The sequence below is a fragment of the Veronia pacifica genome, from assembly GCF_001707825.1.
Taxonomy (GTDB): domain Bacteria; phylum Pseudomonadota; class Gammaproteobacteria; order Enterobacterales; family Vibrionaceae; genus Veronia; species Veronia pacifica.
Genome location: NZ_LYBM01000015.1, coordinates 63929 through 76098, shown reverse-complemented (window position 1 = coordinate 76098; position 12170 = coordinate 63929). Strand labels below are relative to the sequence as shown.

General features: G+C 43.4%; 5 protein-coding genes and 2 pseudogenes. 6 read left to right on the top strand and 1 reads right to left on the bottom strand.

What is annotated here, in order from left to right; translation table 11 throughout:
• The first annotated feature begins 646 nt into the window (after nucleotides 1–646).
• The 3 genes and pseudogenes from rsgA (at nucleotide 647) to A8L45_RS09985 (ending at nucleotide 4425) form a co-directional block, all read left to right on the top strand.
• Nucleotides 647–1702 (top strand): annotated as a pseudogene (gene rsgA / locus A8L45_RS09995) (ribosome small subunit-dependent GTPase A).
• Nucleotides 1703–2169: 467 nt separating this feature from the next.
• Nucleotides 2170–3951 (top strand): S8 family peptidase, encoded by a 1782-nt coding sequence (locus A8L45_RS09990; protein ID WP_068901795.1) that lies wholly within the window; start codon nucleotides 2170–2172, stop codon nucleotides 3949–3951.
• A 12-nt stretch (nucleotides 3952–3963) separates the two neighbouring features.
• The gene (locus A8L45_RS09985; protein WP_068901793.1) at nucleotides 3964–4425 is read left to right on the top strand and encodes a hypothetical protein; all 462 of its coding nucleotides are present in this window, start codon (nucleotides 3964–3966) and stop codon (nucleotides 4423–4425) included.
• A gap of 121 nt (nucleotides 4426–4546) precedes the next feature.
• Here the strand turns inward: A8L45_RS09985 and A8L45_RS09980 are convergent, their stop codons facing one another.
• The gene (locus A8L45_RS09980; protein ID WP_083228288.1) at nucleotides 4547–6046 is read right to left on the bottom strand and encodes a cytochrome-c peroxidase; all 1500 of its coding nucleotides are present in this window, start codon (nucleotides 6044–6046) and stop codon (nucleotides 4547–4549) included.
• Nucleotides 6047–7433: 1387 nt separating this feature from the next.
• On the opposite strand from A8L45_RS09980, the gene A8L45_RS09975 reads away from it, so the two are divergent.
• The 3 genes and pseudogenes from A8L45_RS09975 to A8L45_RS09965 all read left to right on the top strand — a co-directional run bounded on the left by A8L45_RS09975 (nucleotide 7434) and on the right by A8L45_RS09965 (nucleotide 12159).
• Nucleotides 7434–8630, top strand: coding sequence for a putative manganese transporter (locus A8L45_RS09975; protein ID WP_068901790.1), 1197 nt, complete (start codon nucleotides 7434–7436; stop codon nucleotides 8628–8630).
• Nucleotides 8631–8909: 279 nt separating this feature from the next.
• A pseudogene (locus A8L45_RS09970) lies at nucleotides 8910–10218 on the top strand (dicarboxylate/amino acid:cation symporter).
• 333 nt (nucleotides 10219–10551) lie between these two features.
• Nucleotides 10552–12159: a BCCT family transporter gene (locus A8L45_RS09965; protein WP_175401965.1), complete on the top strand. Its 1608-nt coding sequence runs from the start codon at nucleotides 10552–10554 to the stop codon at nucleotides 12157–12159.
• The last annotated feature ends 11 nt before the right edge of the window (nucleotides 12160–12170 follow it).

Below are 12170 nucleotides of genomic sequence, written 5' to 3'. Positions count from 1 at the left end.
TATTCATGAATCAATTAAATGAGGAATGATATTATTAATCTCCATCATGAAGTTAATATTTATCTTTGATTATTTCTCCTGACTTATCATAAGTACTATGTCTCGTAGGTATTATGTTTTTAAGGTGTTATGTCCTTTAGCATTGTTTAAGTAACAAAGAAAAATCAATGATTCTCTTCACATTAAATATGCCCTTTTCTTGCCATTTTTTGCACTTACTCGCATCAGCAACTGAGCAATAATGCATCAGCTAAAATGATTTGGTTTCATTGCTCGGAGACTACGCAATCAAACCGAATAATAGTCTTAATTGCTAGATACACCATTCAAGACAGCATATGATTTGTATCGAACGTCTGACTGAGTAAGTCTTTAATGAACCGTCAAGTCAAACTGACTTGATGAACTGATTTATGATTAACAAAAGCCAACGGCTTTCTGGGGGAAATTATGTTTGTATCAAAGAAAATCAATCGGGCTGTGAGTTTGATTGGGCTGGTATAGTTTAGTTTACACCTACCTCAATACTGTCTTGTGTAGACGCACTGCGTTCCTCCTTCCTCATCGCCCGGAACTTCCGGGGTCAACATCTTGAATGACCCACGCATTTTCTTAATGACAAAAATGTATATGGGATATTTCACACATGAAAACAACATTCAATCAGTTTGGTTCTATTTCTCTGCAAACATTGGGTTGGAGGAATACGTTTCAGCAGCAGTTATCACTTGAGCTGGCTGCCCCATTAGAACCGGCAAGGGTTATTGCACAGCACAGAAGTGAATATTTGCTGGTGTCTGAAAGCGGACCACTGAAGCTTCCTGTTAAAACATCAATGGAACCAATGACTGTCGGAGACTGGGTGGTTGTCGATAGTCATCAAAATTATCAACTGCTGCAAAGACAGTCTCTCTTTGCACGAAAGGCAGTTGCGAATAATGGAACAGAGAAATTGATTGCAGCCAATGTTGATACTGCATTTATTGTTTGCTCATTAAACAATGATTTTAATCTCAACCGGATTGAGAGGTATTTGTCTCTTTGTCACCAAGCTCAGGTAAATCCTGTTATTGTTCTTTCGAAAGCAGACTTATGTTTGGATATTGAGGTGTATCTGGAATCCGTTCAGTCTCTTGACCCTTTATTGTCAGTTCAGGTGATTAACGGTCTATGCCCAGAGAGCGTCAACGCGCTACATCCTTGGTGCGAGTCTGGGCAGACCGTGGTTATGCTCGGCTCATCAGGTGTTGGCAAATCGACACTTATTAATACGCTTTGCGGGCAAGTTATTCAGGATACGGGGGGGATAAGGGAGGACGATAGCAAGGGACGTCATACTACTTCATCCCGCTCAGTTCACCTCATGCCGCAGGGGGGATTATTGATTGATGTGCCCGGCATGAGGGAAATTCAGTTGTCTGACTGCCGAGAGGGTATTTATGAGGCGTTTGCGGATATTGAACGTTTAGTTGCCAATTGTCGTTATTCAGATTGTCAGCATAAAACGGAGCCGGGCTGTCAGGTGATCGCACATCTGGAAAGCGGCAATCTTGATATAAGACGATAGAAAAACTACCTCAAATTACTGAGAGAACAGGAAAGAGCGTCTGAAACCATCGCTCGAAAGAGGGCTAAATTTAAGGCGATGAAACGGCAAAACAGGCAGCACAACAAGGAGCTCCAAAAAATGAAGCAAAGATAGCGGTCTTCATCTGATTTTTTTGTCAATGTCTTTGCAATATGACTCGCCATCTTCACGTATCAATCGCCGTGATAATAAGGGGTTAAGTTTATATCTTTCAATGTTGATGTCGTGATGGCAGTACCTTTGTCTGCATCATAACTGCCCATTCGTCTGGCTAATCACTCGATAGAATATTTCTCTAATTCTGGAGTGGTTAGCCAATTTTTTAGAATAAAACTTCGCTCTACTCGACTAATGTTTCAGTTATGTGATGTGTCAATTACCGCTTTTTTCATACCTTGCACTGACACGCAAAAATAAAGGTTATTGATATATAAAGACTATTTTATATCGAGTGAGTTAACATTCCCCAAACGACACACTAACAACTCGTGTTTAAGCATGCTTTTCTAATTCAGCTTGCTGATGGCTAGGACCTAGCTATCCCATAGCCTGAATATTCTTACAATGACACGAGGTCAAGAATGCAAACACGACTCACAGTAATTTCAGCAGCGCTGATGACAATGGGATTGTCAGCAGCGGTGCAAGCTAACGATCCACTTTACCCTGAACAATGGCATCTCAAAAATACGGGTCAGAATGCCTTTGCTCAAAACCCGGCGATCGCGGGTCATGATATGAATACCGACCTGACACAAGCCATGGGAATTGGCGGTGTGGGCGTTAAAGTTGCCGTTATCGATACTGGTCTTCAAACGGATCATATTGATCTGAAAGACAATGTTGTACCAGGAAGCCGAAACCTGATTGAAGACTCTGAGTATCCGGATGATTATCCCATTGATACTAATGGTCACGGTACTGCAGTTGGTGGACTCATTGCGGCTGTGGGACAAAACAGTGAGGGCGTACGTGGTGTTGCACCTCGTGCGTCACTGCTTGGTTTTAACTGGTTATCTAGCCAAACAATTGAAGGTTGGTTGATTTCACATGGTGCTGATCCATCAACGCGCGATGTGAGAGTATTTAACCAAAGCTATGGCTTCAGCCCAATTGACCCTATCCCTTTCGACGAAAACGACCCTGAGTTTAAGCTTGAACTTGATACCATGGCAGATGTCAGTTCAGGAAATTACTACAATAACGGTGGTTCTATCTTTGTTAAGTCGGCGGGTAACGGTTACCGTTACTTTAGTACCGGAGGCTTCTTTGTCCTTCCTGGCGACTTTTTTGCTGGTGGCAACAACAACGGTTTGCCAATGCATAATGCTAACCAGTCATATGACAATGCCAACTACTACAACCTGGTGACAAGTGCGATGAAAGCCGATGGTACGCTGGCAAGCTACTCATCTGTTGGCGCGAATGTATGGGTTACTGCTCCGGCTGGCGAGTACGGTAGTGACTATCCTGCGATGGTGACGACTGACCTGATGGGATGCGATGAGGGTTTCAATACTACTTCAGGCTTAGGCAGAAACGGCCTGCATGGCGGTACAGAATATGATCCAGAGTGTAACTACACCAGTGCGATGAACGGCACCTCGTCGGCAGCACCAAACACTGCAGGTGTTATTGCTGCTGTGATGTCGACAAATCATGCTCTGTCAGCTCGTGATGTGCGTGCTTTAATTGCAGAGACAGCCTCTGCTACTGACGCTGATCATTCTGGTGTTAATCTTGAATTTACTGATAGCGAAGGCGACGTTGTGAGCTATGAAGCTATCTCTCCATGGAAGAAAAATGCGGCGGGTGTGAGCTTCCACGACTTCTATGGTTTTGGTCTTGTTAACCTTGATGAAGCAATGAAACGCGCCCGCATGACCAACAACGTGTTGCCACCGCAGCAAATCAGCGATTGGGTAAATAACGACACTGAAGTATCTGTACCTGACGCAAGTTTGGCGGGCGGTGAGTCATCTATTACCTTGACCGACGACCTTACTGTCGAGTCAGTTCAGGTAAAAATTACACTAGATCACGCGCGTATTCCGGACCTTGCAATAGAACTGATTTCACCGTCTGGCACTCGCTCTGTACTGCAAACACCACGCAGTGGCTTGGTTGGTCAAGCACTTGATCCAACTATCACTGGTTTTGAAAATCAGCTGATGTTGAGCAATCAATTTTACGGTGAGTCAGCAAAAGGTGACTGGACACTGCGTGCGATTGACACTAACGGTGACGAGGTCTTCAGCTTCATCGCTTACTTCAACCGCGACGCCATCTATCAAGTTCCGATGGATAACAACCAGCAGCCTGGTGTGATCAAAGATTGGTCACTGCGTATCTTTGGTCATTAAGGAGTTATTGTAATGAAAAAACACACTATTACTGCTGTTGCTATGGTCGCCTTGATGTCTGGCGCTGCCAATGCTCAAGAAAAAGGTCTTCAAGAATTGAGTAATCCCTCTTTGGAGCTCAACGTGAAGAGTCTTGAGGTGAATGGGAATGACTACCAAAAAGTGATTCCACAAACGCTCACTTCCGGCGAGGAGCTTAAAGGTCTGTTTAAAGGTGACAAACTGGTTGAAAGCATGTTTGCTAAACCGTTGAAAGTGACTGGCCTTATATACGCAACATTGTCAGACAGTGATAATGCCAATGAAGTGGCGACAGAATATGGTCTAGAGTTGGTATACAGCCGCAAAGGTAACTCTGTATTCCGTGCTCCTGAAAATGCGGATCTCCTGTCAGTCAATGAAAACCTTAGAAATGACAGCCGTGTTAAAGCGGTGAAAATTGAGTTGAATGACAATAAATATCAATCTAATTAATTGATATGCCGTTACTGAAAAAACCGGGCAAAGCCCGGTTTTTTTATTTAAGCGAGGTAGCCAATGAATTCGCACTCTCAGTTTTTTGATTTTAATAGACTGGATTTTGTATTGTTCATCATCACAGTGGATTACCATCGACGTCTTTAGCAAACAACCTCAAGCCATCTGGGTCGCGTCCCGTAGGGATCCACTTCGAAAGGCATTGTCTGTCATTAACACAAGGGTCGGTAAGTGACTCTAAAAAGGCGACTAGATTATTTATATCTGCATCTGACAGATTAAGTTGTGGCAGTTTTGATTTTCCCTGAGACCTCAAAGTCGTGAGGGCTTGCAAGGCGGGTTCAGTATTTTCCCTCAATTTTTCTATTTGCGTACCCACTGGGAGATGGTTGATGCTGTAGTTATCCAGAAAGGATTGCGGATCAATGTGTTGAATCACTGCATCCCTAAGTGTTGGAGCAGTGCCAGCATGAAAATATGGACCTGTTTTTTCAACATTCAGCAAGCTTGGTGTTCTAAAAGCAAATCGATCAGATTCCTCTTTTGTCACATACCAACGACCTTGATCCATTCTGTTTGGTTCTTTACCTCGTCCAATTTGAGGCGTAGAGAGAACATGAAATTTCTCATCGGTAAGCGTATTACCCGAATGACAACCACTGCATCCGGCCCCACCATTCATCGAGGACCGAAAAAAAAGCAATGCGCCTTCTTTGGCTCGTTGGTCAATTGCCGAGTTATCTCCCTTCATAAATCGTAACCAAGGAGAGTCAACAAAAACCATACTCCGCTGGTATTCACCGATTGCGTGAAAAATATTCGGATCAGTAATGAGTTGATCAGCCGTTCCTGAGGGGTGAGAAAAAGCGGTTTGAAACTCTTCAAGCCAGTAATTTTGAGGCAGTTCATCCTCGAAGCCGGGAGCTGCTGTCAGTCGATTGACAATCAGGTCCCTTATATCTTGAGTACTTCCGTTAGGCTGAACACTAAAGCCTTTCATTTCCTCCTTCGAGGTGACCGGGAAACGAGCTTGTGCAACAGCGAGATTACCTCCCACCATAATATTGAAAGCGCCACTTGGGTTGTCAGGGGTCTTTATACCGGATGACATTGATGCCCCATTTTGTCCCGGTGTTTTTGACATACTTTCAATTCGACCATCATGGAAAATAAAATCATCCCAAAGTGCAATGTTAAAGCTTGTCGGTGCATTCCTTGGAACCGTAGGACCCCCATCAAATTCATGTCCGTTAGGACTGTGTGTCCTGCCCGGACCTATCAGATCAGAGACTGTTGCGTCGACACCGACAGGAAGCGGCATGTTATCACCTCCACCGAGAGTGGGATGGTGGCAGCTTGCACAGGCGGTATCTTTGTTACCGCTCAGGGACTTAGAAAAAAAGAGTTTCATTCCCAGCTGTGGTAAAGGTTCTGATATATCAGGAAAGGTTCTACCGTCGGCAGGACTTCCGGTAAATCCAGCAATTGTGGCTGTATCTCTGACCAATTCAGATTTATCTGATGTTATCGAGGTCTTTTCGTTAATGAACCACGAGCGACAACCTGTCGCCATTAAAGTCACTGCAGCTATGGCTGCTATTTGTATAATTTTATTCACTGCTCATCCTTATTTTCGCGGTACTTCTGTGGCGTCCGAAGCCAGTGCTAGCGAAAACTGTCCCGTTGGTAGATTATTTTTAATAAGTGAGTGCTAATTAATGGGGGGCAGTTCCAGTTATAACTAATATTCAACCTGTCATTGGAGCCAGAGTGACTTACCCTCCGCCGACTGGTATATCGAGAATGTTAAAGGGTGAATGACAAAGGCAATATGACGGTCATATAGGTAGACGAGCTTGGTGCCCTTTGACCTGCAAAATGTTTGTTTGATGAGAAGTGATTTTTACTTTGAAGATGATAAAAGACCGCCATTTTGATGGCCATTGCTATCGTGCATCAATAGCACCACTGATAGTAATGTTAACAATTTGAGAATTAACTGTAAAAAATCGCCAAAGTCCATTTTAACAGTAGTTTTTATAGGGATATGTGGGCGTAAATTTGTCTTATACCACAATATGTATACAGTAAATTAGACATGTTTTATTAAAAATGTGACATATGCATCATAACTAATATAGTGAAATCTGTTAGAGTTTTAAGTGAATAATAATAAATATTAGCACTAATTTTATGGTTTGTTGGTGGAGTTAATATCATAACCTGTAGTACTTATTTTTTGTGTATAGAGCGTTCTATTAAAGAATTTAATAACGAAGCTATCGTCAACAGTAAGCTATTAGTTTATCTTCAGACTTGACACTGACATTAACCCTTAGTGATTTCTTTTTTAATTAAAAGTTAACGAGGCTAGAGTACTAAAATGACATTTCACACCAAGGCATGTCCTAAATGTGGTAAGCGAACTGTCTTTCATCGGGTTAAAAGAAATTTATACGAGAAAACAATAATATATCGGGGATGGACTAAGCTTGAATGTGATGATTGTGGTTGTAATTTTTTCGTTCATAATAAACGACCAAAAATTAAAATAGCATAATTAAATAATGTATGTATGACTGCGAGATGTTATTTTAATTATATGCTATTTTGAAAAACTATTTTTAATTTTAATATCATTGGATTTTATCTGCGCAGTCTATTTCTCTATTCCTTAGCGTCAAGCTATTTAGACATTTATAATATTAATTATCCTAATAGCTTTTACACTGAAAAATTCTGAGTAATAGACTTTCATTCTTGCGATGATAATCCTTCTTTTATCCTGTCAATTTATTCATCTTTTCAACTTCCACTGTTTGGCTTTTTCAAGCCCTAAACCTACGCGCAGTATGAATCACTCAATAGAAGCAAAGTACAAAAACTTTGACAGTAACAAAAAGGTATTTTGAGTTTTTCATACTCTTCCGCTAAGTTGGTCTTGCAATCATCTTTAAACGAAATAGAATGATAATCGTTATCATTTGCAATTGGAACTTGATGAAATGCCTGAAACCCTTAAAAAGATAACAAGTCAGGGCGTGAACAGCCCCTTGTTTATCATAGAGAAAAGAAGACTTTTAGTACCCGCAATTCTCGTCGCTTTAATGCTCGCGCCCAACACCCATGAGCTGGTTACTGGTGTGCTCTCTGACGCATTTTGGCAGGTGGCAAGCTACGTAGCAGCGACCCTAGCATTGTTCCACTTTGTGACAGAACGCTTTGATAAGAACAATCAGTGGACAAAAAAGCTCGCTGGTAGTCAGTTATTGCAGGTTTCATTTGCGTCTTTTATGGGAGCGCTTCCCGGTTGTGGAGGCGCGATAGTAGTCGTTACTCAATATGTGAGGGGTAATCTAAGCTTCGGCAGCGTCGTTGCTGTTCTCACGGCCACGATGGGTGACGCAGCTTTTCTGCTTCTGGCGACCCGACCGGTAGACGGACTGATGATTGTTGCGTTGGGCTCAGTTGTCGGATGGATATCTGGTATGTGTATAGACAAGATACACGGCATCGATTTTTTACGCCCTGAGTACAAAGTGCAGGAAGTCGACCCAAGTGAGGCTGCTGCCGAGGAAAAGCGTCCAATCAAGTACATTCAGGCAAAGTTTTGGCAGATTTTATTACTACCGAGTTTTGCAATTGCTCTTATCGGTTCTTTTCAGCTGGACCCCAACGAAGTCTTCTTTCTGCCCGAGGGTACGATAGAGTATGTTGGTGCCATATTGACGGTGTTGGCGGTATTAATGTGGGCCTTTAATGGTGAGATAACCAACTACCAATCTGCAGTATCCGAAGACCAAAAAACTAGAGGGTCAAATATCTTTCAGCGCGTGGCGCAAGATACTAACTTTATCTTGGTGTGGGTCGTTGGCGCATTTCTACTTTTTGAATTGACTGTCTTCTGGCTCAATATCGACCTGTCTAGCGTGTTTAGCGGTTGGGCGTTGCTACTGCCACTTATGGGTGTGTTAATAGGGCTGCTGCCGGGTTGTGGGCCTCAGATTCTGGTTACCAGTCTCTATGTTAGTGGTGTCGTGCCTATGTCGACTCAAATAGGTAATGCGATTTCCAACGATGGAGATGCATTATTTCCCGCAATTGCTTTGGCACCAAAGGCTGCTTTGGTTGCGACAATCTATTCTGCAATTCCGGCTATGATCGCTGCGTATGGATACTTTTTCCTCTTCGAAGCTGTTTGATAAAACAATTTACCGCCCAGTGGTCAGTGTTTTTTAGACGCTGATTACTGGGGAGGGTTATCTATGGATATATCACTCAGTACTGCCTCTTGACCTCTTCCTTATCCCTTCCTCCGGTTAAACAGAAATGTAATATAAATGTACCTTCACTGTCTATTTTGTGTGATTTATCGCAAATTTGAAGGTAAATAAATAGAATTTCTCTTTACTGAGATTGGGGTGAGACTGCTACTCTCGGCGCGATAAGAAATTTAAATATCGCGAAAAGGAGAGTTTGCAATGATGGTGCAAACAAAAAAACTATCTTTGACCAGCCGCGTTTTACTGGGAATGGTGTTAGGTATTGTTTCAGGTTTTGCTATTAGATTTTTATTCCCAGAATCTGGCTTTGTTCATAGTTATCTGGTTGAGGGTTTGTTTGATGCGGGCGGTAAGATTTTTGTTGCTAGCTTAAAGATGCTGGTTGTTCCGCTCGTATTTGTCTCTTTGGTTTGCGGAACCAGTGCATTAAAAGATATCGCGACCCTCGGTCGATTGGGCGGTAAAACACTGGCTTTTTATCTTAGTACGACGGCACTCGCAATTACATTGGCGATCGGGCTGGCACTTTTAGTCGGTCCGGGTAAGGGGGCGGATTTATCGTCCTCCGCCGCCTTTACCGCCTCGGAAGCACCTTCACTTTCTCAAGTGATTATTGGCATGTTTCCAACCAATCCAATAGGCTCCATGGCGCAGGGTAACACCCTTCAGATAATTATTTTCGCTGTTTTATTTGGTATCGCTATCAGTGCCTCGGGTAAGCCGGGTGAGCGCATTGCCAATTTTTTCCAAGATCTGAATGAAGTTATCTTAAAGTTGGTTGCGCTTCTGATGAACCTTGCACCTTATGGTGTTTTTTTGTTTGATGGCCAAGCTGTTTACAACTATTGGTTTATCGGCAATCGTTAGTCTTTTTGCTTACTTTATGGTGCTTGTGGGGGCCTTGGTCATTCACGCTACCGTTACTTACACTACTTTATTCCGGCTATTCACTGGCTTGAACCCTAAAATCTTCCTAAAGAAAATGGAAGATGCAGTAATGTTTGCATTCTCGACAGCGTCTTCAAATGCCACCATTCCTGTCTCAATGGAGACAGCTACACGTCGAATGGGCGCCGATAATAAAGTTGCATCATTCACCATTCCTCTTGGCGCTACCATCAATATGGATGGCACTGCGATGATGCAGGGAGTGGCAACTGTATTTATTGCACAGGCCTTCAATATTGATTTGAGTCTGAGTGACTATCTCACTGTCATTATGACGGCAACATTAGCGTCAATTGGTACCGCTGGTGTACCAGGAGTTGGCTTAGTCATGTTAGCTATGGTGCTTAATCAGGTTGGTTTGCCTCTGGAGGGAATTGCCTTGATCATGGGTGTTGATCGCTTACTTGATATGATTCGAACTGCGGTCAATATTACAGGGGATTGCGCGGTCACCTGTATTGTGGCGAAAAGTGAAGGTGCATTAGACGTCGATACGTTTAACGATGTCCATGCGGGCGAGAAAGATGAAGAGATTCATCTTCGTCCAGCTTCACAGTAACTTTGCCAGTAAAAGCGCTGCATCTGTAGCGCTTTCTCACTTTTCAATGGCCCAGCCTGTCAGGAGTAATATCTGACCTTTATAAAACGTGCTCTAAATAACCTTGGTCAAGAAAAGGCACGTCAAACATCTCATCAATGAAACCTTTCACTAAAAGTAACAAAATCAGATAAAAAAACGTTTGAGTTCAAATCATTTGTTACAATGTTTGTCCCAAAAATATATGTAAAACATTGGCTGACAATTCAGATTGAATCAGCCAGATTGAGGCCGAATGGATTCTCGATCTATGTTAAGGAGTACATTTTGAGTGACAAAAGCCACGAAGAATTAATGGTCCCTGATGGCAAGGTGAACCCAATAGATACCGACTATCAGGTAGGGCAAGATAATATTGCTCTCAGCATTGGTCCATTCGGTTTGGATATCCATAACCGGGTCTTTTTGGTATCCGGCCTTGCTATCATCCTTTTTGTTGCCGCCACACTGATTTTTCAGAATCAGGTAGCGCCCCTATTTGGTGATGTCAGAAGTTGGCTAACATCAAACCTTGATTGGTTTTTCCTCAGTGCAGGGAATATCTTTGTTCTTCTTTGCCTCTTTTTGATTGTTTCGCCTCTCGGTAAAGTTCGTTTGGGTGGTACTGAGGCAATTCCTGATTATTCATATCTAGGCTGGTTTTCGATGTTATTTGCAGCAGGTATGGGCATAGGACTGATGTTTTATGGCGTATCAGAGCCCTTATCTCACTACGCTTCGTCGCTCGGCGGTACTGCCAGTGAAGGCGGTGTAAGGACCGACTGGGCACCATTAGGAGCTGCTGCTGGCGACCCGGAGGCTGCTCGTGGTCTTGCCATGGCTGCAACAATTTATCATTGGGGTCTTCATCCATGGGCTATTTATGCGGTTCTCGCTCTTGGACTGGCACTATTCTCCTTCAATAAGGGATTACCCCTCACAATACGGTCTGTGTTTTATCCACTGTTCGGCGAAGCCGTCTGGGGCTGGGTGGGGCATGTCATCGATATTCTTGCTGTTGTTGCTACCCTGTTTGGTTTGGCAACGTCCTTGGGGCTTGGTGCTTCTCAGGCTGCGGCTGGCCTGAATTATTTGTTTGGCATTCCCACTGGAGAAATTACCGAGATCGTTTTGGTTGTGTTGATCACCTTGTTGGCTCTGACATCGGTACTGGCAGGCCTAGACGCTGGTGTTAAACGATTATCGGAAATCAACATGGGCCTGGCGATACTTCTCTTGTTGTTTGTTATTGTCGCAGGGCCAACGCTGGCCATTTTAGGTGGATTCTTCAGCAACATAGGGTCATATCTTGAAAATCTTCCCGCTCTTTCTATGCCATTTGGCCGTGAGGATGCGAACTTTTCACAAGGTTGGACCGCATTTTACTGGGCGTGGTGGATTTCATGGTCGCCATTCGTAGGTATGTTTATTGCGCGCGTATCACGCGGACGAAGTGTTCGAGAGTTTATTGTTTGCGTGTTGCTTATCCCCTCGACGGCCTGTGTGTTGTGGATGACCGCATTTGGCGGAACGGCAATCAGCCAGCTGGTTAATGATGGTTATACAGCCGTGACTGAAGCTGCATTACCGCTCCAGTTGTTTGCAATGCTGGATGCGCTTCCTCTGTCATCAATAACTTCATTCATTGGTATTATTCTGGTGGTGGTTTTCTTTGTGACGTCTTCAGACTCAGGCTCCTTAGTCATAGACACGATTTCAGCAGGCGGAAAAGTTGACGCACCTAAGCCACAACGCGTTTTCTGGTGTACGTTTGAAGGATTAGTCGCCATTGCTCTGATACTTGGTGGCGGGCTGGTTGCTTTGCAGGCAATGGCGGTTTCGACCGGATTTCCGTTTACCATTGTATTGTTGGTTGCCTGTATTTCGGTGGTGAAAGGGCTCGCAAGCGAGCCTAAAAGTTAAAATTAATACTC